This window comes from Luteibacter sp. (assembly GCF_035539195.1).
Taxonomy (GTDB): domain Bacteria; phylum Pseudomonadota; class Gammaproteobacteria; order Xanthomonadales; family Rhodanobacteraceae; genus Luteibacter.
This window is the reverse complement of the sequence record NZ_DATLIW010000025.1, coordinates 1-23,293: the sequence shown is the minus strand read 5'-3', so window position 1 is coordinate 23,293 and position 23,293 is coordinate 1. Positions and strand designations below refer to the sequence as shown.

At 66.8% G+C, this 23,293-nt stretch carries 17 protein-coding genes; 6 read left to right on the top strand and 11 right to left on the bottom strand.

Annotated elements, in window-relative coordinates; translation table 11 throughout:
* The 9 genes from VM621_RS06865 to asnB all read right to left on the bottom strand — a co-directional run bounded on the left by VM621_RS06865 (position 1) and on the right by asnB (position 14,104).
* On the bottom strand, positions 1-3,273 hold the full coding sequence (locus VM621_RS06865) for a maltotransferase domain-containing protein (protein ID WP_325468226.1): 3,273 nt from the start codon (positions 3,271-3,273) through the stop codon (positions 1-3).
* Positions 3,274-3,461: 188 nt separating this feature from the next.
* Positions 3,462-4,100: an FMN-binding negative transcriptional regulator gene (locus VM621_RS06860; RefSeq protein WP_325468225.1), complete on the bottom strand. Its 639-nt coding sequence runs from the start codon at positions 4,098-4,100 to the stop codon at positions 3,462-3,464.
* Positions 4,100-5,170 (bottom strand): cell division protein ZipA, encoded by a 1,071-nt coding sequence (gene zipA, locus VM621_RS06855; RefSeq protein WP_325468224.1) that lies wholly within the window; start codon positions 5,168-5,170, stop codon positions 4,100-4,102. The genes VM621_RS06860 and zipA overlap by 1 nt, the downstream gene beginning before the upstream one ends.
* A gap of 22 nt (positions 5,171-5,192) precedes the next feature.
* A complete protein-coding gene (gene smc, locus VM621_RS06850) occupies positions 5,193-8,693 on the bottom strand; it encodes a chromosome segregation protein SMC (protein ID WP_325468223.1) in 3,501 nt (1,166 codons plus the stop codon).
* Positions 8,694-8,839: 146 nt separating this feature from the next.
* Entirely contained in the window at positions 8,840-9,103 is a 264-nt protein-coding gene (locus VM621_RS06845; protein ID WP_325468222.1) for a BolA family protein, read from the bottom strand.
* Positions 9,100-9,399, bottom strand: a complete 300-nt coding sequence (locus VM621_RS06840; protein ID WP_325468221.1) for a YciI family protein — start codon at positions 9,397-9,399, stop codon at positions 9,100-9,102. Before VM621_RS06840 ends, VM621_RS06845 begins: the two co-directional genes overlap by 4 nt.
* A gap of 10 nt (positions 9,400-9,409) precedes the next feature.
* Entirely contained in the window at positions 9,410-10,942 is a 1,533-nt protein-coding gene (gene lysS, locus VM621_RS06835; protein WP_325468220.1) for a lysine--tRNA ligase, read from the bottom strand.
* Between the two features lie 57 nt (positions 10,943-10,999).
* Positions 11,000-12,125, bottom strand: a protein-coding gene (prfB, locus tag VM621_RS06830; RefSeq protein WP_325468219.1) for a peptide chain release factor 2 whose coding sequence is annotated in 2 segments (ribosomal slippage) — positions 11,000-12,049 and positions 12,051-12,125 — 1,125 coding nt in all. Because the reading frame shifts where the segments join, the coding sequence is not laid out codon by codon here.
* Positions 12,126-12,433: 308 nt separating this feature from the next.
* Entirely contained in the window at positions 12,434-14,104 is a 1,671-nt protein-coding gene (gene asnB / locus VM621_RS06825; protein WP_325468218.1) for an asparagine synthase B, read from the bottom strand.
* Positions 14,105-14,371: 267 nt separating this feature from the next.
* Here asnB and VM621_RS06820 point away from each other — a divergent pair, with 267 nt between their 5' ends.
* Positions 14,372-14,800 (top strand): hypothetical protein, encoded by a 429-nt coding sequence (locus VM621_RS06820; protein ID WP_325468217.1) that lies wholly within the window; start codon positions 14,372-14,374, stop codon positions 14,798-14,800.
* On the opposite strand, the gene VM621_RS06815 is transcribed toward VM621_RS06820, so the two are convergent.
* Positions 14,764-16,122 carry a formimidoylglutamate deiminase gene (locus VM621_RS06815; protein WP_325468216.1) on the bottom strand — a complete coding sequence of 453 codons (1,359 nt, stop codon included), beginning with the start codon at positions 16,120-16,122 and terminating at the stop codon, positions 14,764-14,766. The genes VM621_RS06820 and VM621_RS06815 overlap by 37 nt on opposite strands.
* Before the next feature lie 54 nt (positions 16,123-16,176).
* Here VM621_RS06815 and VM621_RS06810 point away from each other — a divergent pair, with 54 nt between their 5' ends.
* From VM621_RS06810 to VM621_RS06790, 5 genes are all read left to right on the top strand, one after another.
* Entirely contained in the window at positions 16,177-17,748 is a 1,572-nt protein-coding gene (locus VM621_RS06810) for a GNAT family N-acetyltransferase (RefSeq protein ID WP_325468215.1), read from the top strand.
* Positions 17,745-19,100 (top strand): chloride channel protein, encoded by a 1,356-nt coding sequence (locus VM621_RS06805; RefSeq protein ID WP_325468214.1) that lies wholly within the window; start codon positions 17,745-17,747, stop codon positions 19,098-19,100. The genes VM621_RS06810 and VM621_RS06805 overlap by 4 nt, the downstream gene beginning before the upstream one ends.
* Positions 19,097-20,335, top strand: a complete 1,239-nt coding sequence (gene hutI, locus VM621_RS06800) for an imidazolonepropionase (RefSeq protein WP_325468213.1) — start codon at positions 19,097-19,099, stop codon at positions 20,333-20,335. The genes VM621_RS06805 and hutI overlap by 4 nt, the downstream gene beginning before the upstream one ends.
* 107 nt (positions 20,336-20,442) lie before the next feature.
* Positions 20,443-22,227 carry a hypothetical protein gene (locus tag VM621_RS06795; RefSeq protein WP_325468212.1) on the top strand — a complete coding sequence of 595 codons (1,785 nt, stop codon included), beginning with the start codon at positions 20,443-20,445 and terminating at the stop codon, positions 22,225-22,227.
* A gap of 19 nt (positions 22,228-22,246) precedes the next feature.
* On the top strand, positions 22,247-22,975 hold the full coding sequence (locus VM621_RS06790; protein WP_325468211.1) for a hypothetical protein: 729 nt from the start codon (positions 22,247-22,249) through the stop codon (positions 22,973-22,975).
* 211 nt (positions 22,976-23,186) lie between these two features.
* Here the strand turns inward: VM621_RS06790 and VM621_RS06785 are convergent.
* Positions 23,187-23,293: IS3 family transposase (locus VM621_RS06785; protein WP_325467336.1), on the bottom strand; the 107-nt coding region annotated here is incomplete at its 5' end.

Here is a 23,293-nt window from a genome sequence, read left to right as displayed (position 1 = left end):
TCAGACTCCGGGTAGCCGCACGTGCCAGATCGCATAGGGCTGGCCGAGGCCGAGCCACACATGCTGATTGGCGCCGCGCCAGGCGATGGGTTGGTTATGAAGCAGGTCGTGTATATCGAGCTGGGCGTCTGTGGCGTAGCCCCAGTCGTCCAGTGGCAAGGAAAGATCGGCGGCCTGGGCGTTGTGCGGGTCCATGCTGATCGCCACCAGCACCACGTCGTCGCCCGAGCGCTTTTCGAAGAACAGCACCTGTGGATTGTTCGCCGGCAGGAAACGCACGCCCAGGTGGCTCTGCAACGCGGGGTGCGCGCGGCGAATGGCGTTCAGCTGGGTGATCTCGGCGACGATGTTGCCCGGTGCGTCGAAGTCGCGGACCCGGATCTCGTACTTCTCCGAATCCAGATATTCCTCCTTCCCTGGTATAGGCGCCGCCTCGCAGATCTCGAACCCGGAGTACATGCCCCATAGGCCGGACAGCGTCGTCGCCAGCGCCGCGCGAATCAGGAAGCCCGGGCGTCCCGAGGTCTGCAGGAAGTACGGATCGATATCCGGCGTGTTGACGAAGAAATTCGGCCGGAAGAAGTCCTTCGGCGGCGTGGTGGTCAGCTCGGTCAGGTAATCGATGAACTCCTGCTTGGAGTTACGCCAGGTGAAGTACGTGTACGACTGGCTGAAACCCACCTTGGCCAACCGGTACATCGGCTTGGGCCGGGTGAACGCCTCGGACAGGAACAGCGCGTCGGGATACTTCGCACGGACGCGCGCAATCATCCATTCCCAGAAGGGAAACGGCTTGGTGTGCGGATTGTCGACACGGAACGTGCGGACACCTTCGTTGGCCCAGAACAAGACCACGTCGCAGAGCGCCTGCCAGAGCGAAGGCACCGCCCCGTCGGCATAGAAGTCGACATTGACGATATCCTGGTACTTCTTCGGCGGATTCTCCGCATAGCGGATGCTGCCGTCCGGACGCCAGTCGAACCATTCCGGGTGCTCTTTCAGCCACGGGTGATCCTGTGAACACTGGATGGCGAAATCGAGCGCGATTTCGAGCCCGTGCTCGTGCGCCGCGTCGCGCAGAGCACGGAAGTCGTCCAGCGTGCCAAGCTGTGGATGGATCGCCGTATGGCCGCCATCCGCGGAGCCGATGGCATAGGGGCTGCCCGGATCGTCCGGACCCGGCGTCAAGGTATTGTTCGGCCCCTTGCGAAACGCCGTACCGATCGGGTGGATCGGCGGGAAATACAGCACGTCGAAACCCATGTCGCGCACGGCCGGCAGGCGCGCGATGGTGTTGCGGAACGTCCCGTGCTTCGCCTTGTCGTCGGTCATCGAACGCGGGAACAACTCGTACCAGCTGGCGAAACCGGCCTCGCGGCGATCGACCTCGAGCTGGAACGACTCGGTGACCGTCGAACGAAGGCGTGGGTCGGTGGCCGTCATGAGTTCGAGCGTGCTCTGGGCGAGGAGGAGTTCCAGACGGTCGTCACCTTCGGCCTTGGCTACCGCGGCGGCGAGCGCACGCAGGCCCTTGGCCTTGGCGCCGGAGGCGTCCTTCGCGCGCGCTTCGACCAGCAGCCTGCCCTCTTCCAGTTCCAGCGCGACCGGCACCTTCGCCTCGTGCTTCACCTCCAGCTCGTGGCGGTAGGTGCCGAACGGATCGCGCCAGGCTTCGATCTGGAACTCGTAGCGCCCCATGCGCGTCGGCGTGAAGCGGGCGGTGTGGATATCGTTGTTGACCGGCTCGAGCACGACCTCACGCCAGGCTTTCTCGTCCAGCGCGCGATAGCGCAGGCGCGCGGCGAGGACCTCGTGACCATCCATGAAGATATCGGCGGTCACGTCGATGGCCTGGCCGACGATGCGTTTGGCGGGAAAACGACCGCCGTCCACGCTGGGCTGGACAGCTTCGATGACGACGCGGGGAGCTTTGGTAGCAGACTGCATGAATTCCTTATGGGCGGAGGCGCCGATCTTGCGTTTCACCGGCACGCCGGTGCTGGCGGTCAGCGTCAGCACGGCACCGGGATGCATGACGACGCCATTGCCTTCGTCGAAGACCTTGCGGCCGTCGGGAGTGGTCCAGGGACCGAAATGGGACGCGTCGCCGATGAGGGCGTCGTCGGCGGTCACGGGAACTTCGCGGTCGAGCGAGGCGTTGACCAGGGTCAAGGTGGCACCCGCGGCCGTGCGCGGATCCGGACCATCCACCGTGAGGAAAGCGGCGATACCCTTGCGCGTCACGATGGTCGGAACACTACCGATGTGTTCGCCGATCGCGGCGTTCGCCGCTTTCACCGTCGCGGTCACATCGAGAACGGCGTGGGCGGCCAGGTCCGCGGGAGCGATCGCAGCACCGCGTCGCGGATCGAGCGCATCGTGCACCGCATACTCGAAACCGACCGGCATCATCCAGCCGGCGGGCGCGGTGGCGGCAAAGGCGATAGCACGGCGGTAAGCATGGTCGAGCTGGTTTTCTTCGCCGAGTTCGTCGCCCAGGCGTGTGGCGAACGGCTCTTCCGGGCAGGCCAGCGCCGGGGCGATCGACCGCAAGCGGGCCGCTTCCTCGGCAAACCAGGGCGCGCGGAAATCCCACCAGCCTGCGGAAGACACCACGGCGTCGAAACCCGCGCCACGCATCGCAGCCAGATCGTCCGGCGTGCTGCCTGGCGTCCAGGCCAGAAAACCTACGTCAGGCGTGGTCTCGTGCACGGCATCGATCAGGGTCCTCCACAGCGACGCGGGCAAGCGTTGCGGGTGCATCAGGCGAAAGCCCGCCACACCGGCGGCCGTCCAGCGTCGAAGACGGTCGATCCACCACCGGGTGGCAGCGTCCGCGACGGCTGGATCGTTCAGGCGCCAGCGGGCGCTGTCGCTCTCGCTGGGCGTCCAGCGGGGATCCGGCGTACCGTGCTCGGCGGCGATGGCGCGAAACCAGTCGGGATGCTCGATGCGCACCGGCGAATCCGCGGCCAGCTCGTCCAGCGGCAGGTCCAGCCACAGCTCCATGTGTTGCGCCCGGCAGGCCTTGGCGATCTGGCCGAGCCGGGTCGTGGCGTCGCCATCGGCGGCCAGTGCGGGGTTGAGCCGATCGAAGTCGCGTGTGACGAAGACGTCCCCACACGCGGAGGCCTCGAACGGCGGCGCGATCAACAGCTGTCGAAAGCCCAGCGAGGCCGCATGCTCGATCCAGGGGTTCCACGCGGTCATCGGCCCCGCGAGCAGCGGATGCAGGTAATAGATACAAAGGGGCGCACGCATGCTTGCCGACATGTCTCTCGTGTTCCTCGGAATTTGGAACAAGCATGCCGGGTCGGATGTATGCGTCGTGCCAATCGACCCGGACACGCGAAGGCATTCACAGTGACGCAGACGGGTGTTTCCGCAGTGTGAATACGTGTGTTTTTGCGGGGTGGGCGCTGGGGCGGTGCAGGCATGAGCTCGCGACGCGAGCCATCCGCTCAGCTCTTGGTGCTGTCGATCATGGCCCGTGCGATCGCCTGCTCGTCGTCACCGGGCCGTTCGCCGAGCAAGGTCGCGGCGCCGAGGCGATCGCCGATGGGCCGGTTCTGACCAAGCTTCCACTTGCCTTCGATGCGGTCGATCGGCAGGCGGATGCCGACGATGGCGCGGAGGTTGGCGGCGACGTAATCGTCGGGAGCGTCGTCGACCTGCCAGGGAACCGGTTGCCTGGCCGCGTGCTCGGATTGATCGGTGAGGCTTACCAGATGGGCGCGCAGCCGCGCCGGGTCGTCGTAGGTTTCGACGCGACCATACGCATGCACGGCGATATAGTTCCAGGTCGGCACCTCGCGGTGATGCGTGGCCTTGCCCGGATAGCCGTTCGGCGAGATGTATGCCTGGGCGCCGGCAAAGATCGCCAGCACCTCGCCGCCGTGGCGGCTCACGTGATTGTTCGGCCGGGCCACATGGGCGTAAAGCGTGCCCCATGGACCTTCGTCCGGCACCAGCACGAACGGCAGGTGGCTGGCCTCGATGCCGCCCTCACCCGCCGTGACCAGGGTGCCGAAGGCGATCGAGCGAATCGCCTCGTGCAGCACGGGGAGACGGGATTCGACGAAAGACGTCGGCGTGTACATTACTGGCCGAACTTGATCTCTTCGCCTTCATGGCCGCGATCCCAACCGCGCAGTTCATCGCGGATATGCGCGATGCGCTGGCGACCGAGCGCGTTGCGCTCCTCATCCAGGACCAGGCCGTCGAGCAGTTCGGCCAGACGCTGTGCCGTGGGCAGCATGGCGTCCCACGCGTCCAGTGCCGGGGCCGGACCCGGCAGGGCCATGAAGAACGACAGGCCGGATGTCTGCAAGGTGGCGATACGGCCCATGTCGAAGTTGCCCGGCTTGGTCAGGTTGGCCACGCTGAAGATCGGGCCCTGCTCCGGATGACCGTCGACGAGACGGTGATAGATGCCCATGTCGCCGAATTCGAGGCCGGCCTTTTCCGCGGCGACGACCAGGTCGGAGCCATGGAACTTGCTGCCTTCGCGGGCGACCACGTAGAGGCTGACGATGCGCTCCACCGGCGCATGCGCCGGACGGCGCCCGAGGTCGGAGCGCGGCGGAGCCTTCGGAGGGGGTGCGGGCGCCGGAACAGGAACGGGCGCCGGCGCCGGCGGGCGAGCCGGTGCGGCCGCGACGGGCTCGTCGAGGTCGAACGGCAGGTCGAATCGCGGTTCGACGCGTTGCTGGGGCGAATGCTGTGCAGGCGGCGGCGAGACCGGCTCGTCGCGAGCCTCCGGCGGTCGAACGGCCGCGCGGTCCCCGGACAGCGAAGCGCCGAGGCGCTCCAGTTCGGCGCGCAGGTCCACGTCCAGTTCGCCCTGCTTGGGCGACGGACGGAACAGCGGATCGTTGGCATCGTCGTCGCGGGCACTGAATTCGCGGTCGTCGCGGGTGTCGAACGCCCGATCGTCGCGGGCGCTGAACGATTCGCCGCCGGCCCCGCCGACTTCCTCGCCGTCATCGTTGAAAACGGGCTCGCGGCGCTCGCGCGAACGCTCCTGCGCCTCCGGCGCCGGCTTGCGGCGACCCTGCTGTTCCTTGCGCGGCTGGCCGAACAGCCAGATCAGCACAAGGACGACGATACCGACGAAAAGCATCGGGATGCCTACTGCGGGATTCCAGGCGAGGCCGATGGCGGGATTCATGCTTCGATTCCTTGTTTAGTGCTTAAGCCGCGCCGACGAGCTTGGACGCTTCGGCGAGGTCGACCTGAACCAGGCGGGACACACCCGGCTCGCGCATGGTAACGCCGCACAGCTGATATGCGGCCTCCATGGTGGCCTTGTTGTGGCTGACAAAAATGAACTGCACCTTCTCGCTCATCTCACGGACCATGGCCGAGAAGCGACCGACGTTGGCTTCGTCCAGTGGCGCGTCCACCTCGTCGAGGAGGCAGAACGGGGCCGGATTGAGGCCGAAGATCGCGAACACCAGCGACACCGCGGTGAGCGCCTTCTCGCCGCCGGAGAGCAACGTGATGTTGCTGACACGCTTGCCCGGAGGGCGCGCCATGATCGCCACACCGGTATCGAGCAGGTCTTCGCCGGTGAGTTCCAGGTAAGCGTGCCCGCCGCCGAACAGGCGCGGGAACAGTTCCTGGACGCCCGCGTTGACGCGGTCGAAGGTTTCCTTGAAGCGCTGCCGGGTCTCGCGATCGATTTTCTTGATCGCGCCTTCCAGGGTCTCCATGGCACTGACCAGGTCGGCCAGCTGCGCGTCGAGGTACTCCTTGCGCTGCGACTGCTCGGCGTGTTCCTGGATCGCGGCCAGGTTGACCGGCTCCAGGCGGGCGATCTTCTGCGCCAGATCGACCAGCTGACGCTGCCAGTGGTCGGGCTCGGCGTCTTCGGCCAGTTCGGTGAGCAGGGCTTCGAGTTCGAGGCCCGAGGCCTTGATCGCCTGGGCCAGTTGCTCGGCGCGAAGCTGCAGGGCCTGCGCGGCGAGGCGCTTCTCCGATACGCTCTCGCGCACCTGGTTCAAGACGTGTTCGGTGCGCTGGCGTTCCTGCTCCAGACGACGGAACTCGGCGTCGCAGTCTTCCAGGGCACGGCGCGCCTCGACGAGTTGCTTGTCGACCAACAGGCGCTGGTCGAGGTAGGTCTGGCGCTCTTCTTCCAGTTCGGCGATAGGGTCGGAGCCGGCGGCAAGCTGCTGGTCGATTTCGTCGCGGCGCGCGGTGACCTGGCGCAGCTGCGTGTCGAGACGGGCCAGTGCCTGCTCCAGCGAAGTCAGCGCCGCACGCTTGGACTCCATACCCAGGGCCAGCTGATGCGACTGGTCGGCCGCTTCGCGCGCGTTGATGCGCGCTTCTTCGCGCGCTTCGAGCAGTTCGCGGCGCTCGTTCTCGAGGCCACGACGCTCGTCTTCGCGATCCCCCATGAGGCCGACGGCTTCATCCAGCCGCGAGCGCGCATCGCGCGTCTGGCCGGCAAGTTCGTCGATCTGCTCGAGGATGACGCTGATCTCGCCGCCGACTTTCTCGGCGCGGGCACGCGCGGTTTCCATCTTGCCGCGATGACTCTGCAGCTGGCCGGCCAGCTCGGAGAGCCGGCGATGCGCGGCGTAGAGATCGCGCTGGGCGTCGTCGCGCTGGCGCTCGGTCTCGAACTTGCGCGTGCGCAGGGTCTCGAGCTGCTCGGTCCATTCCTCGCTGGAGCCTTCCAGCGTTTCGATCTGTTCGGCGAGCTGGCGGATCTCGCGCTCGCGGGCGAGGACGCCGACCTGGTTGCCCTGCGCGCGCAGCACGCGCGCCCAGCCCGGGCCCATCCAGGCGCCGTCGCGAGTGATGACGGACTGGTGCGCGGCAAGCGAGGAAACGCGGGCGGCGGCATCCTCGACCGAGTCGGCAACGAAGACATTGGCCAGCAGCGACATCGCCGCAACCGGACCGCGAACGTATGCGGCCAGCGTCCCGGCGGCGCCGGGGCCGCCCTGGTCTTTCGCGAACAGCGCGACGTCCGCCTGGCCGAGCGCCTCGAATTCGGCGGTCAGCGCGGCGATCGAATCCACCAGCACGCCGTCGAGTACGCCGGCGAGCACGGTTTCCACGGCCGATTCGTAGCCCGCATCGACCTGCAGCGACTCGCCGAGGCGGCGCGACCGATCCAGACCCAGACGGGAGAGCCAGCCGCTCGCGGCGGTTTCCTCCTGGCCCAGGGCGGAGCTCTGCAAGGCCTCGAGCGAGGCCTGGCGGCCGCGCGCGGTCTGCAACTGCTGGCGCGCCTCGTTGAGCGCCGACTGCACCTGGCGCTCTTCGTCGAGCACCCGCTCGTACGACACCTTGTGCTGGTCGAGCACGCCGCCGAGCTGCTCGACGCGCTCGCGCTGGGTGTCGTGCTCGACATCGAGCTGCTCGGATGCCGCGTCGAGCGCGGCGACATCGGTCGCCCGCTGTTCGGCTTCGAGCGCTTCGCGGCGGCGGGAGAGATCGACGGTCTGGCGATCGAGGTAGGCCAGCTTGGTCCGCTCGACTTCGGCGGCGCGGCTGGATTCCGAGGCCCCGCGCGTGTGCGCGTCCCAGCGCTGCTGCCAATCGGCCAGCTTGGCCTCGGTGGCGCGCTGTGCTTCGCCGGTTTCGTCCTGGATCTGTTGCAGGGCCTCGAGCTTCGGCTCGCCCTCGGCCAAGGCCATGCGCAGGGTTTCCACCTGTTCGCGGTCGGCCGTGATGTGGCCCTGCAGTTCTTCGTATTCGCGCTCGGTCTCGGCGCGCGAACGGGTAAGCCGTTCGCTGAGGTCACGGTTGTGGCGCACCTGCTGCTCGACACGGGCGATCTCGGCACCGACCTTGTACACCTCGCCCTGCACCTGGTTCAGGTGTTCGCTGGCGCCCTGGTGGCGTTCGCGCACGGTTTCCAGCTGCGCCTCGATCTGGCGCTGGCCGGCGAGATGCTTGTCGATTTCCAGTTCGGCCTCGCGCAGGCCCGAGCCCTCGCCTTCGTGCTGGCGATGCAACGTGCGGTATTCCAGCGCCCGCAGCTCGGCCTCGCGGCGGGTATGTTCTTCCTTGAAGGCCTTCCAGCGTTCGGCCGCGCGGGCCTGGCGATTGAGGTGGTCGAGTTGCTTCTCGACTTCGTCGCGTACGTCGCGGACGCGATCGAGGTTCTCGCGGGTGGCCTTGATCCGGCTCTCGGTTTCCTTGCGGCGCTCCTTGTACTTGGAGATGCCCGCCGCTTCCTCGAGGTGGGTACGCAGTTCTTCCGGCGCCGCCTCGATGATCTGGCTGATCATGCCCTGCTCGATGATCGAGTAGCTGCGCGGGCCCAGGCCCGTGCCGAGGAACAGGTCGGTGATGTCACGGCGGCGGCAACGCGCGCCATTGAGGTGATAGGACGACTGGCCGTCGCGGCTGACGATGCGCTTGACCGAGATCTCCGCGAAGCTCGCGTATTCGCCCTGGATCGTACCGTCGCTGTTGTCGAAGATGAGTTCGACCGTCGCCTGGCCGACCGGCTTGCGCGCGCTGGAGCCGGAGAAGATGACGTCGGTGAGCGAGTCGCCGCGCAGGCGGCTGGCCGCGGATTCGCCCATGACCCAACGGATGGCGTCGATGATGTTCGACTTGCCGCAGCCGTTAGGGCCGACGACGCCGGTCATATTGGTGGGCAGGTGCAGCGTGGTGGGGTCGACGAACGACTTGAATCCCGCCAGCTTGATCGTGGTCAGACGCATTATGGTTTCCGTTGGGACGCGGCCGAGGGCTCCGTTCGGGAGCCACCCCCTGGCTGATCGGTCACTTTGCCAAAGGGGGGCGGGGTGCGCAATACGCGAAGCAGCATGAGGTTAAAGCGCTAACCCGTTGTTTTTCGGCCTAACGATCACTCGCCGGGAGCTTTTGCCTCGATCGCCAGGGCGTGAATGCCGTCCGGCATCATGTCGCCCAGTGCAGCGTAGACCATACGGTGCCGCTCGATCGGGTTCTTCCCGGCAAAGGCCGGGCTGACGATACGGGCGAAGAAGTGGCCCTTGCCCTCGCCTGCGTGCCCGGCATGCTTGTGACCCTCGTCGATGACATCCAGTTGGACCGGGGCCAGGGCCTCGGTCAACCGCTGGCGGATGCGCTCGACCTTCTCGACGGTCACGGCAGGACGACCTTGAACGGGCGGACCGTGACCTCGCGGTACACGCCGGCACCGATATACGGGTCGGCGTCGGCCCAGGCCTGGGCCGCCTGGAGGCTTTCGAACTCCGCCACGATCAGGCTGCCGGTGAAACCGGCCTCACCCGGATCCTCGGCGTCGATGGCCGGAAACGGGCCGGCGAGCTTCAGGCGGCCCTCTTCTTTCAGCGCCGAGAGGCGGGCAACGTGAGCCGGGCGCACGGACAGACGCTTTTCCAGCGAGTTCGGGTGATCGATACCGGTGATGGCGTAGAACATGGGGTCTCCTTCAGGCCTCGGGGCGCATGGTCGGGAACAGCAGAACGTCGCGGATCGACGACGAACCGGTCAGCAGCATGACGAGCCGGTCGATGCCGACACCGAGACCGCCGGTCGGCGGCAGGCCGACTTCGAGCGCGCGGATGTAGTCGGCGTCGTAATGCATCGCCTCGTCGTCGCCGGCGTCCTTCGCGTCCACCTGGGCCTGGAAACGCGCCGCCTGATCTTCGGAATCGTTGAGCTCGGAGAAGCCGTTGGCCAGCTCCTTACCGTTGATGAACAGCTCGAAGCGGTCGGTGATGCCCTTGTCGGTGTCGCTCTCGCGCGCCAGCGGCGAGACTTCGACGGGGTGATCGGTGATGAAGGTGGGCTGGATGAGCGTGTGCTCCACCGTCGCCTCGAACACTTCCAGCAGAAGCTTGCCCCAGCCGTAGCCCGGTTTCACATGGATACCCAGACGCGCCGCGTGCGCGGCCATCGCATCGCGATCACGCAAGTCGGACGGCTTGATCTCGGGGTTGAGTTCGAGCACGGCGTCTTCCATGCGCCAGCGACGGAAGGCCGGGCCGACATCGATCGTCGCGCCGTCCCATTCGATCACGGTGTTGCCGACGACATCCGCCGCCGCGGTACGGATCATGCCTTCGGTCAGGTCCATGATCTCGTGGTACGTGGCGTATGCCTGGTACAACTCGAGCATGGTGAACTCGGGGTTGTGTCGGGTGGACACGCCCTCGTTACGGAAATTACGGTTGATTTCGTACACACGATCGAAACCGCCGACGACCAGGCGCTTGAGGTAGAGCTCCGGCGCCACGCGCAGGAACAGCGGAATATCGAGCGCGTTATGGTGCGTGGTGAACGGGCGTGCCGTCGCGCCACCGGGGATCACGTGCATCATCGGCGTTTCGACTTCCATGAAGCGCCGCGGCTCGGCTTCGAGCCAGCGACGCACATGGCTGATGATCTTCGAGCGCAGCGCGAAGGTACGCCGCGACTCTTCGGTGACGATGAGGTCGACGTAGCGCTGGCGATAACGCTGTTCGACGTCGGCCAGGCCGTGGTGTTTGTCCGGCAGGCCTCGCAGCGACTTGGTCAGCAGGCGGATCGACTCGACCTTGACCGACAGCTCGCCGGTCTTGGTCCGCATCAGGACACCTTCGGCGCCGACGATGTCACCGAGATCCCAGCGCTTGAACGCATCGTAGCCTTCCTCGCCCAGCGTGCCCTGGTGGACGAAGAGCTGGATGCGACCGGTGCCGTCCTGCATCTGCACGAAGCTGACCTTGCCCTGCCCGCGCATCAGGATGATGCGACCGGCGACGGTCACCCGACGCGGTGTGCCCTCGATGGCCTCGGCCGTCCAGCTGTCCTTGTCGGCGAACTCGGCCTGCAGGTCGCCTGCGAAGCTGTCCACTTTGAAGTCGTTCGGATAGGCGATGCCCTGCGCACGCAGCGATTTCAGTTTCTCGCGACGCTCGGCGATGAGGCGGTTCTCTTCGGCGGCGGTAACGGGAGTATCGGCGCTGGTGTCGTCGGTCATGGTGTGCTTCTGGCTTCGTGTAATTGGAACGGGGGCGCCTGCGCGCCCCCGGGAACATCAGGCATCGATGCGCTTGGAGCCGGCCTCGAGGCCGGATTTCAGGCTGGCTTCGACGAATTCGTCGAGGTCGCCATCGAGCACCTTCTGTGTGTCGGAGCGTTCGACGCCGGTACGCAGGTCCTTGATGCGCGACTGGTCGAGCACGTAGTTGCGGATCTGGCTGCCCCAGCCGATGTCGGACTTGGTCGCTTCCAGTGCGTCCTTTTCGGCATTGCGCTTCTGCACTTCCAGCTCGTACAGCTTGGCTTTCAGCATCTTCATCGCGCGGTCGCGGTTGGCGTGCTGGCTGCGCTCGGTCTGGCAGGCGACGACCGTGTTCGTCGGGATATGCGTGATACGCACGGCCGACTCGGTCTTGTTGACGTGCTGGCCGCCGGCGCCGGACGAGCGATAGACGTCCGTCCGCAGGTCGGCTGGATTGATGTCGATTTCGATGTTGTCGTCGACTTCCGGCGAGACGAACACCGAGGTGAAGCTGGTGTGCCGGCGGTTATCGGAATCGAACGGGCTCTTGCGGACCAGGCGGTGCACGCCGATCTCGGTCTTCAGCCAGCCGTAGGCATAGTCGCCTTCCACGCGGAACGTGGCCGACTTGATACCGGCGACATCGCCCGCGCTGACTTCCATCATCTCGGTTTTCCAACCGCGCGATTCCGCCCAGCGCAGGTACATGCGCAGGAGGATTTCCGCCCAGTCCTGGGCTTCGGTGCCACCGGCACCGGCCTGGACGTCGACGAAGGCGGCTGCGGAGTCGAGCTCGCCGGAGAACATGCGCTGGAATTCCAGCTTGCTCACGCGAGCGTCGATCTTGCCCAGGTCGCCGACAATGGACTGCACGGTGTCGTCGTCGCCATCGGCGGCGGCCATTTCGAGCAGCTCCTTCGAATCGGCGAGCGAGCCGGACATCTCGTCGATGCCGGTGACGATACCGTCGAGCTGGGAGCGTTCGCGGCCCAGCTCCTGGGCGCGCTTGGGGTCATCCCAGACCTTGGGATTCTCCAGCTCGCGGGCTACTTCTTCGAGGCGTTCTTTCTTGACTGCGTAGTCAAAGATACCCCCTAAGCGACTCGACGCGGCCCGTGAGGTCCGCAATCTGCGCGAGGATCGGATTGGTCTCGATCATGGTTGGCTTGCCTGCTGATGCGGCGCGGGATCACGCCGGCTAAAGCGGCTGATCGTAACAAATTCAGCGGTGCCCTGCTCCCTGTGGGAGCCGCTGAAGCGATGCCCCGCTCCTTGTGCGAGCCGCCTCAGCGATGCCCCGCTCCTTGTGGGAGCCGCTTCAGCGGCGACGGGTGTCGACGGGTGTCGACGACACCCGGCCCGCTGGCGCGGGTTCGCCGCTGAAGCGGCTCCCACAGCGCCGCCCCCACAGCGCCGCTGAAACGGCTCCCACAGCAGGCACTCCAGCATGTGGCGTAGCAGGGCCGTTCAGCCCGGCAGGGCCTCCTGGTGGACACCGCGGACTGCCCTGCCCGATGGGTCGGCGGCTGCGGCGAAGGCGGGATCCCATTCGAGCGCAGCCGGCGACGAGCAGGCGATCGACTTGCCGCCCGGCACCGTGGCGGCGCAGGCCTCGCCCGGGAAGTGCTTCTCGAAGATCGTGCGGTAGAAGAAGGCTTCCTTGGTGGCCGGGGTGTTGTGCGGGAAACGGGCGGCCGCCGCCGCGAACTCGCGATCGGAGACCATGGCTTCCGCGTGGGCCTTGAGTCCGTCGATCCAGCCGTAACCCACGCCGTCACTGAACTGCTCCTTCTGCCGCCACAGGATCTCCTCCGGCAGCGCCCCTTCGAAGGCCTCGCGCAGGACACCCTTCTCGATGCCTTTGCGCGCGACCATCTTGGCTTCGGCATCGAAGGCCATGGCGGTTTCGAGGAATTCGGTGTCGAGGAAGGGCACGCGCGCTTCGACGCCCCAGGCGGACATGGACTTGTTCGCGCGCAGGCAGTCGTAATAGTGCAACGCGTCCAGCTTGCGGATCGTTTCCTCGTGGAACGCGCGCGCCGAGGGTGCCTTGTGGAAGTACAGGTAGCCGCCGAAGATTTCGTCCGCGCCCTCGCCGGAGAGCACCATCTTCACGCCCATCGCCTTGATCCGCCGGGCGAGCAGGAACATCGGTGTGGACGCGCGGATCGTGGTGACGTCATAGGTTTCGATATGCCGGATGACTTCCGGCAGCGCATCGAGGCCTTCTTCGAAGGTGTAGCGGAAACCGTGGTGCACCGTGCCGAGCGCCGCGGCGGCGACGTCGGCCGCCTTCAGGTCCGGCGAGCCATCCAGGCCGATAGCGAAGGAATGCAGGCGCGGCCACCAGGCCTCTCCGCGATCGTCTTCTTCGATGCGCCGGCGGGCGAAGCTGGCCGCGACGGCGGCGACGAGGGAGGAATCGAGGCCACCGGAAAGCAGCACGCCGTAGGGGACGTCGGTCATCATCTGGCGATGCACGGCCGCTTCGAAGGCGGCCCGGAGGGCCATCGGATCGATCCTGTGGCCGACGGTGGCGTCGTAGTCACGCCAGGCCGGCGTCCAGTAGCGCAACGTCCGGCCCGTCTCGCTGTCGTACACATGGCCCGGCGGAAACGGCGCGACGTCCGCACACACGCCGACCAGGGATTTCATTTCCGAGGCGACGCAGAGGCGCCCCGCCCGGTCGTGCCCCCAGTAGAGCGGGCAAACGCCCAGAGCGTCGCGGGCGATCAGGAAACGTCGGCGACCGGCGTCCCACAAGGCGAAAGCGAAGATGCCGTTGAGCCGACCGAGGAAGTCCGCGCCGTGTTCGCGGTAGAGCGCGTTGATGACTTCGCAGTCGGAGGCGGTGGTAAACGCATAGTCGCTGGCGGCACGCAGTTCGCGATGGTTGTAGATCTCGCCATTCACGGCCAGCGCGAGGTCGCCTTCCGGCGAGCGCAGGGGCTGGGCGCCGCTGGCGGGATCGACGATGGCCAGCCGCTCATGGACGAGAATCGCGCCCTGGTCGACGTAGACGCCGCTCCAGTCCGGCCCGCGATGGCGCTGCCGCTGGGAAAGCTCCATCGCCTGCGTACGCAGGGCGATCAGGTCGTCGCCGGCCGCGAGGCCGAACATCCCGAAGATCGAACACATGGCCTTGTCACTCCTGGTAGCTGGAACGTTGCCGATGAAGAGAAACGCGCAAAGAAAAAGGCCCGCCTGATGAGGGCGGGCCTTTCGTGTGTGGGGTGCTTTCGCTGAAACCGCCTACACGCCGACCCTCCCGAGGTTCCGGGTATTATTGGTATTGGCGTTATTGGCGGTGAGGCGAGTCATGGCTTGAATAGAGCATGATCCGCGGGACGATGCAAGCACCTGTCGCCGATGATTCCTGCGAAGCAAAGACCTCGAGGATTCCCCATGCACCCGCTGATAGCCCTCGCCCTGCTCTCGACCGCCCAAGCCGCCCCCACCTGGCTCGCCGGCGATTGGGAGCCGTACAGCAATGCGTTCATCGGCCTGCGCATGCTCACTGTCGACAAGAACACGCTCAGCTGGAAGGGTTGCAGCAACGCGGGCTTCGAGGTCGTCGACAGCGGCGACGACACGGTGACGATCCGTCTGGCCAAGGGCAGTACCTGTGCGCTCGACGACGCGCCGCCGACGCGCATGGATACGATCCGCTTCACGCTTCGCGACAATCACTGCGACCTCGGCATAACCGTGTACGCCTCGCCCGATGCGGTCAAGCGCAACGAGCCTGCCGCGGAAGGTCTCTACGGCAGGTCGAAGTGTCCGTCGGGACCGGCGGCTCAGGCCGCGGCCAACCTCTCGACGACGACGCGGTAAGCATCGGCCGCGGCGCGCTCGGCCACATGGGCGAAGTCGCGCACGCGCCACGTTCCGCCCACCATCACATCGCGTACCAGCGGCGTATTGCCGGCGAAGAGGAAACTGTCGAGCACGTCCGCCTCGTCACGCGCGGCAAGCAGCGGCGAACGTTCGTCGAGGATGATGAGATCGGCACGCGCTCCGTCGCCGAGACGGGCGACATCCGTTGCCGCGGCCAGGGCACCGCCTTGCAGGGCACGCTGCCACAACGCCGTGCCCACGCTCTCTTCCGGTCGACGCGCGGCCACGTTGCGGTGACGCGTCATAAGGCGCTGGCCGTATTCGAGCCAGCGCAGTTCTTCCACCGGCGACACGGAAATATGCGAATCCGATCCGATGCCTAGCGTGCCACCGGCGTCGATGAAAGCGGCCAGCGGGAACAGTCCGTCGCCCAGGTTGGCTTCCGTGGTCGGGCACAGCCCCGCCACCGCGCCGCTTTTCGCCAGGCGATCGGTTTCATGCGGGGTGAGATGGGTGGCGTGGATGAGCGTCCAGCGCGAATCCACCTCCGCGTGGTCGAGCAGCCATTCCACCGGACGCGCGCCGCGCACGGCGAGACAGTCCTGTACTTCACCGATCTGTTCGGCGATGTGGATATGGATCGGCAGCTCGCGACATACGCCGCTGGCGAGCAACGCGCGCATGGCTTCTTCCGGCACGGCGCGCAACGAATGCAACGCGATACCCAGGCGCAGCATGTCGTTCTGCAGCGGTGCAAGGCGCTCGAGCAGGGTCACGTACTGGCCGACATCGTGACGGAAGCGCTGCTGGCGTTCGTTCAAGGGACGACCATCGAAGCCGCCGGTCATGTAGAGCACCGGCAACAGGGTCAGCCCGATACCCGCCTCCTTCGCCGCTTCGATCAATGCCAGCGACATCGCCGCGGGCTCGGCGTACGGGACGCCCCGCGGGCCGTGGTGCAGGTAGTGGAACTCGCAGACTTGCGTGTAGCCCGCCTTCACCATCTCGATGTAGAGCTGGGTGGCGATCGCCTTGAGGTCGTCCGGGTCGATGGCCTCGGCGAAGGTATACATGGTTTCGCGCCAGGTCCAGAAGCTGTCCTCGCCGGGACCGCGACGCTCGGCCAGGCCGGCCATGGCGCGCTGGAACGCGTGCGAATGCAGATTCGGCATACCAGGCAGCACGAAGCGGCCGATACGCTCGCCACCGCCATCGGCCGCTGGCGCGAACCGCGCCCCGGCGACGGCCAGGCCCGCCCCTCCCTCGTGCCAGCTGCCTTCCTGCCAGAGGAAATCCGCGGTGAAGGTGGCGTGTGACATAGGGGTGTCCTGTGGAGTCCAGCGGGCATGGTAACCGACGGGCATAATGCGCGAATGACCGAGACCATCGCCGCTCAATCGCCGAAGCTGCTGCTTCGTCTGGCCCGCCCGACCGACGTGCCCGAACTCGTAGCCCTCACCGCCCGCGTCTACACGCCCGAGTGGGGCCATTCGGCGGAGATGCTCCAGGGCCAGCAGACCCACTTTCCCGAAGGCCAGTTCGTGGTCGAATACGAGGGAAAGATCGTCGGCTTCTGCGCCACGTTCCGCATCAACGAGGCGGTGGCGCTTGCGCCACACACGTGGATGCAGATCACCGGCGGCGGCTTCGCCTCGCGCCACGACCCCAAGGGCGACTGGCTCTACGGCATGGAAATCGTGGTCCACCCGGATTACCGCGGCATGCGCATCGGCCAGCGCCTGTACATGGCCCGCAAGCGGCTATGCACGGACCTCAAGCTTCGCGGCATCGTCTTCGGCGGCCGCATGCCGGGCCTCGCCCGCGCGATCGGCCGTTACGGCAGCGCGGAAGGCTACGTGCAGGCCGTGGTCGACGGCAGCCGCCGCGATGCGACGCTGAGCTTCCAGTTGCGCAATGGCTTCGAAGTGATCGGCCTGCTTCGCGAGTACGTGCCGTCGGACCATGAGTCGCTCGGTTATGCGGCACACCTGATCTGGCGAAACCCGCAGCTGCACGATCACCCGGATACGCCCAAGGTTTCCCAGAGCCATCGCCTGCCTGACTCCGTGCGCGTGGCCTCGGTCCAGTACCAGCAGCGACGGATCGGCTCCTTCGCCGAGTTCGCCACCCAGGTCGAATACTTCGTCGATATCGCCGCCGACTACGATGCCGACTTCGTCGCCTTTCCCGAGCTTATCACCCTGCAGTTGCTTTCGATCGAAAACGCCGAGCTGTCACCGGTCGATTCCATCCGCCGACTCTCGGAGTACACCGACGAGGTCAAGGCGATGTTCCATCGCCTGGCGGTGCACTACAACATCAATATCATCGGCGGCTCGCACCCGACGCGCCAACCCAACGGCGATATCCACAACGTCTGTTACGTGTGCCTGCGCGACGGCTCGATCCACGAACGCGAGAAGCTGCACCCCACGCCGAGCGAGCGCAACGTGTGGAACATCACCGGCGGCGATACCGCGGCGACGATCCAGACCGACTGCGGCCCGATCGGCGTGATGATCTGCTACGACTCCGAGTTCCCGGAGGTGGCGCGTCACCTCACGGACCAGGGCGCGCTGATCCTGTTCGTGCCGTTCTGCACCGACGTGCGCGAAGGCTACCTGCGCGTGCGCTACTGCTCACAGGCCCGTGCCATCGAGAACCAGTGCTACGTGGTGTTGTCCGGCAACGTCGGCAACCTGCCCGGGGTAAACAATTTCGACATTCAGTACGCGCAGAGCTGCATCCTCACCCCGAGCGACCTGCCCTTCGCGAGGGACGGTATCGCCGCGGACTCCACACCGAACATCGAGACCGTGTTGTTCGCCGACCTACGCCTGGAAAACCTCGCCCGCGCGCGCAACTCCGGTGCGGTGACCAACCTGAAGGACCGCCGCTTCGATCTCTATCAGGTGCGCTGGTCGCGCATGCCGGAGGGCAAGTGAACTTCGATCGCCTGCGAGCCTTCGGGCAGCACGACTGGCTGTCCCCCGAGCAGTGGCGTCGACGTCTCCTGTTCTGGACCGGCGCCATCGTGGTCGGCCTTGCCGCCGTACTTTTCGCCAAGGCAGCGGATTATGCCTTCGCGGTGTTCCACGGCGTCGCCGCGCACGGCTGGTGGGTCCCGCTGCTGATCACGCCCGCCATGTTCGCCCTGCTCTGCTGGCTGACGCAGGGAGCGCTGAAGGCCACCCGCGGCTCCGGCATTCCGCAAGCCATCGCCGCGCTGAAGGTCGAGGATGAAGACTTTCGCACGCGCCTGCTTTCGCTGAAGGTGGCGGTGGGCAAGATGGCACTGACCCTCGCCGCCCTGCTCGGTGGCGCGTCGGTCGGTCGCGAAGGCCCGACCGTGCATGTCGGCGCGGGGCTGTTGTATTCCATGGGCCGCCGCTTCGGCTTCGACGACCCCACGGCCGCAGGACGCTTCATCCTCGCCGGCTCGGCCGCCGGACTCGCCGCCGCCTTCAATACGCCGCTCGCGGGCGTCGTTTTCGCCATCGAGGAAATGTCAGGGACGTTCGAACACCGCATGAGCGGCACCCTGCTCACCGCCATCGTCGTCGCCGGCGTCGTTTCGCTCGGCATCGTCGGCAACTATGCGTATTTCGGCGACGTCGCCGCCGCCTTGCCGCTGGGCAGGGCATGGATCGCCGTGTTGCTGACCGGGGTGGTGGGCGGACTGGCCGGCGGCCTGTTCGCACGCCTGATCATTCCCTCCGCGGTGGGCTTCCGCGGTGCGATGGGGCGCCTTCGCGCGCGTCAGCCCGTCGTCTTCGCCGCGACCTGTGGGCTCGCACTGGTGCTGCTCAGCCTGCTCAGCGCGAACGGCCTCTACGGCACCGGCTACGCGCAGGCGCGCGACATCCTGCAGGGCCACAGTGAAACCGGCCCGCTGTTCGGCGTATTGAAGTTCCTCGGTAACATCGCCTCGTCGTGGGCCGGTATCCCGGGCGGCATCTTCTCCCCGGCGCTCGCCGTGGGTGCGGGGCTAGGCGGAAATATCGCGCAGCTCCTGCCGAGCGCCGATAACTCGGCGGTCGTGCTGCTGGGCATGGCCGCCTATCTTGCCGGCGTCACGCAGGCGCCGCTCACCGCCGTGGTCATTTCGCTGGAGCTCACGGCCAACCACCAGATGGCACTGCCGCTCATGGCGGCGTGCCTGCTGGCCCGGGCCGTCTCGGGCCTGGTCTGCCGCGTACCCGTCTACAAGGCGTTGGCCGATGTGCTGATCGTCCACTACGAGGAGGAGCGCCTTCGCCGGGAATCGCCCACCACCGAAGGAACAAGCACACCATGACGACCGACGACCGCTGGGACGGCCTGCTACTGGACGTGGGCCTTGCCACCCTCGTCGACAACGGCGTGCCCTACGGGGCCGTCGCGGACGGCGCGATCGGCTGGCGCGACGGCGTCATTACGTTCGCCGGTCCACGCGGCGACCTGCCCGGAGAGCCCCACACCCTGGCGCACCGTGTCGAGTCCCTGCCGGGAACCTGGGTAACGCCCGGGCTGATCGACTGCCACACCCATCTCGTCTTCGGAGGCGACCGCGCCCAGGAGTTCGAGCAACGCCTCGAAGGCGCGACCTACGAAGAGATCGCGCGGGCGGGTGGTGGCATCGTCTCCAGCGTGCGTGCCACGCGCGCGGCCAGCGAAGACGAGTTGCTGCGCGTGTCCCTGCCCCGCGCGCGAGCCTTGCTGGCCGACGGCGTCACCACCCTGGAAATCAAATCCGGCTACGGACTGGAACCCGACGCGGAGCGCCGCATGCTCCGCGTGGCACGGCGTATCGGTGTCGAACTCGGCATCGACGTGCGGACGACCTTCCTCGGCATGCATGCCCTGCCACCGGAATACGCGGGCCGACGCGACGACTACGTCGCCCTCGTCTGCGACACCATGCTGCCGTCGCTAGCCGACGAAGGCCTGGTCGACGCGGTGGACGCGTTCTGCGAAAGCATCGGCTTCACCCATGCCGAAACCGACCGACTGTTCCGCAAAGCCAGCGCGCTCGGCCTGCCGGTGAAACTGCACGCCGAACAGTTGTCCGACCTGGGCGGCGCCGCACTGGTCGCCCACTACGGCGGCCTTTCCGCCGACCACCTCGAGTGGACCAGCGAGGAAGGCGTCCGCGCCATGGCCCAGGCCGGCACGGTCGCCGTGTTGTTGCCCGGCGCGTACTACGCCCTGCGCGACACACGGCCGCCACCGGTCGAAGCGTTCCGCCGCCACGGCGTGGCCATGGCGGTGGCGACCGACCTCAATCCCGGCACCTCGCCCCTGCTCTCGTTACGGCTGGCGATGGGCATGGCCTGCACCTTGTTCCGTCTCACCCCGGAAGAAGCGTTGCGCGGCGCGACCGTCCATGCCGCGCATGCGCTTGGCCTGGACGATCGCGGCACGCTCGCGCCCGGTCGACGCGCCGACCTCGCCATCTGGAACATCCGCCACCTGCCGGAGCTTTGTTACTGGATCGGCGGTAGCCTGCTGCACGAAGTAAGGCTTCGCGGCGAGCGTCTCGACGTAAGCTAAATCCGACCGAATTTTCCGAATCCTTCCATCGATAGGCGAGTGTCATTCGCCTAAGATCGGCGACGTCGATCTCGCGTGGCACGCGCCGCGCGTCGTAAGGAACACCGTTGAACGCTACACCGCCAGCATGCTGCGGGAATCGCGCCACGTCCCGCCGCGTCGCAAGCTTCGCGCTTGCCCTGTCGCTGCTCGGCGGCTGCGCCGATCCACAGGAGACCGCCGCCGAACGCGCCACGCGCGCGCGGCAGATGAGGGATGTGTCACGCATGCTCGATGCCATGGAGGAGCCGCCATTGCCGGGCGCCACGGCGCCCGGGCCGAACGCCGTCGCCGCGGCGAGCAAGCGCCTTCTGGAAGCCTCGTCGGCCGAAGCCGTTGGGCCGAAGCCTTCCCTGGACTGGCTCGCGGGCATTTCCACCGGCGCTGTCGCCGTGCTTGCGAGCGGCGTCGGCGGCATGCTGTGGCGACGCCGACGAAAGCGTCGTCACGCTGCGCACATCCCGCCGCCGTCCATCGCGGACCTCTTCACCGACGACAGCCCCGCACCGCCTGCCGCGACCACCGACCACAAGACACCCGAGTGGGTCTATGAAGACTCCTCGTACACCACGCCGTCGCTCTACATGGTCCCCGATCCTGTCGATCTCCTCGTGCCAGCGAACGACACTCGCCCGCCTCCCACCCATACATCCGGCGCGTCGCCACGAGAGGACACGCTGCTGAGGGAACTTCACGCCATCGACGCCAGCCCAGCCCTTCACCTCATCGGCGACGAACGATTTCCGGAAATCCGTCGCGTCGGCGAGGGCACCACCAGCGCGGACGCCTGGCAAACGATCCTCGAACAGGCCGGCACAGGGGAAGGAGACGATGCCCGGCTCGCGCGCTGGCTCGCGCCGGCCGTCCTCGTGTTGCGCTCACGCGACCTTCGGCGGCGGGATGCCGAGGCCTTGCTCGAAGAAGCCGCCCTGCGCACTCGCGATGGCATGAATCGCGCGGCTGACGACGAACGCGCGCACTGGGTCGCTCGCGCCATTCGCGTTGAACTGGCCCGCATCGAGCGCCTTTCCGGGGCCACGCGATTGTTCGCCCTGCGCGCCCTGCAAGCGCGCCAGGCCGTCGACCTCGGAGTGGAAGCGGCACCCGTGCTGGATGCATGGATCGACGTGCAGCTGGCGTGGGCCGGCTGGTTGCTTGGCGGAGGGGCGGCGGCGCGCCAGTCGGAAGCGGAAACCCTTTGCGACCGCCTTGCCGCCTTGGGCCTCGAGGCATCCACGCGCGCGCTGCGCCGACGTGCCGAGATCTTCCTGCAACGCGCCGAAGGCGAGAAAGCATCGACACGGCTGGCCAACCTGGATCGCGCGCAGGCCTTGCTCGAAGACGCCTACATGCAGGGCGGCGACGCCGGCACCGCGCTGCTTCTGGCGCGTTGCGCGCGCCAACGCGCGATGACGCTGCCGCCCTCCGACGAGGCGGTCGACGCCTGTGCCCTGGCGCTCACGCATGCCTTCCTCGCCGAGCAGGATCCCGCATGGCGTATGGACGCCCTCGAATGCCGGCTTGCCGTACAGCTCACGTACGAGTCGCTGCCGGGCCGCGCCGTACAGGGCGAAGTCGCCGCCTCGCTGGGGCGGGAGCTCGCATCGATGGAGGCCGATTCCGTCGGCGCACGCATGGCCATGGCAGCGACACGCCTGCGCGAAGGCGATTTCGCCGGGGCCAGTACGCTGTGCGAGGCCGCATGGCGCAGCGGCGGCGGCGACCCGCACCTGCTCAATCTCTGGCGCGATGCCTGTCGCGGCTGGACCCAGACCGCCGACACCACCGGCCACGATCGACATGCGCTCGCCCAGGCCGTACGCCAGCTGGCGATCGCGCGCGCCACACTCTAACCAGGAACACCGTACGCCGATGAGCTCTACCCACGCCCCCAACGACAACCCGCCCTCTTTCTGGAACACGCGTTACGGCATCACGGCCGCGGTCGCTACCGACAACGTCGTCACGCGCTCCCTCCAGCTCTATGGGGAATGGGCCGAGCACGAAACCGACCTGCTCAGCGGACTCGTCGAAGAAGGCCAGACGGTCCTCGAGTTCGGCGGGGACTTCGCGGCACATGCCTTGTGGATGGCCCACGCCGTAGGCCCCCTGGGCCAGGTCCATGTCGTCGAACCGCGCCGCCTGCGCTTCCAGCAGTTGTGTGCGAATGTCGCGCTCAACCAGCTCGACAACGTCTTCGCTCATCCCGCCTGGCTCGATCGAAGCGCAGGGCAGCACCACCTGGGCCCGAAAGAACCGGTCCGCGCGATCACCATCGACAGCCTCCAGCTGGAAGCCGTGCACATGATGAAATTCAACCTTGCCGACACCCTGGTCAATGCACTGGCCGGTGCCAGCGAGACCCTGCGCGCGCATCGCCCGCTGCTCTACGTACGCCTTTCGGGCATGGAGCAGGCCGCGGAAGAGATCGCCGCGATCAAGGCGTTGGGCTATCGCGCGTGGTCGCACGTTCCCTACCTCTACAACAGCGACAACTTTGCCGGCATCGAGGACAACATCTTCCCCGGCATCGTCCAACAGAACGTGATCGCCGCCCCTGCCGACAGCCATTTCGAATTCGGCGACCGTCTCGAACTCTGAGGACAGGGACGCGACGCAAACAAAAAGGTTCATCGCGGAAGTCCGGGGACGCCGAAGGCATCGGTTCACTCAGCGGCTGATGCCGCGGCGAGCGCGGACGTGGCGGCGCAGAGCCTTCGGTGCCCACCCTCGCTGCTCAGACAGGTCCTCCGCGTTTCGTACCGGAAAGGCCGCTGCTGAACTGACCCCAAGAAGTTGGACAGTTTAGGCGCTAGGCACCCGAGGCCTGGGTTCGGTACTGAACCGGACTCAGGCCTTTTAGTTTGAGCTTGATGCGATCGTGATTGTAGTAGTGGATGTAACGGCGTATGCCTTGCT

Coding starts and splice junctions, on each gene's coding strand:
- VM621_RS06865 (WP_325468226.1), bottom strand. CDS start 3,273: ATGTCGGCAAGCATGCGTGCGCCCCTTTGTATCTATTACCTGCATCCG.
- VM621_RS06860 (WP_325468225.1), bottom strand. CDS start 4,100: ATGTACACGCCGACGTCTTTCGTCGAATCCCGTCTCCCCGTGCTGCAC.
- zipA (WP_325468224.1), bottom strand. CDS start 5,170: ATGAATCCCGCCATCGGCCTCGCCTGGAATCCCGCAGTAGGCATCCCG.
- smc (WP_325468223.1), bottom strand. CDS start 8,693: ATGCGTCTGACCACGATCAAGCTGGCGGGATTCAAGTCGTTCGTCGAC.
- VM621_RS06840 (WP_325468221.1), bottom strand. CDS start 9,399: ATGTTCTACGCCATCACCGGTATCGATCACCCGAACTCGCTGGAAAAG.
- lysS (WP_325468220.1), bottom strand. CDS start 10,942: ATGACCGACGACACCAGCGCCGATACTCCCGTTACCGCCGCCGAAGAG.
- asnB (WP_325468218.1), bottom strand. CDS start 14,104: ATGTGTTCGATCTTCGGGATGTTCGGCCTCGCGGCCGGCGACGACCTG.
- VM621_RS06820 (WP_325468217.1), top strand. CDS start 14,372: ATGCACCCGCTGATAGCCCTCGCCCTGCTCTCGACCGCCCAAGCCGCC.
- VM621_RS06815 (WP_325468216.1), bottom strand. CDS start 16,122: ATGTCACACGCCACCTTCACCGCGGATTTCCTCTGGCAGGAAGGCAGC.
- VM621_RS06810 (WP_325468215.1), top strand. CDS start 16,177: ATGACCGAGACCATCGCCGCTCAATCGCCGAAGCTGCTGCTTCGTCTG.
- hutI (WP_325468213.1), top strand. CDS start 19,097: ATGACGACCGACGACCGCTGGGACGGCCTGCTACTGGACGTGGGCCTT.
- VM621_RS06790 (WP_325468211.1), top strand. CDS start 22,247: ATGAGCTCTACCCACGCCCCCAACGACAACCCGCCCTCTTTCTGGAAC.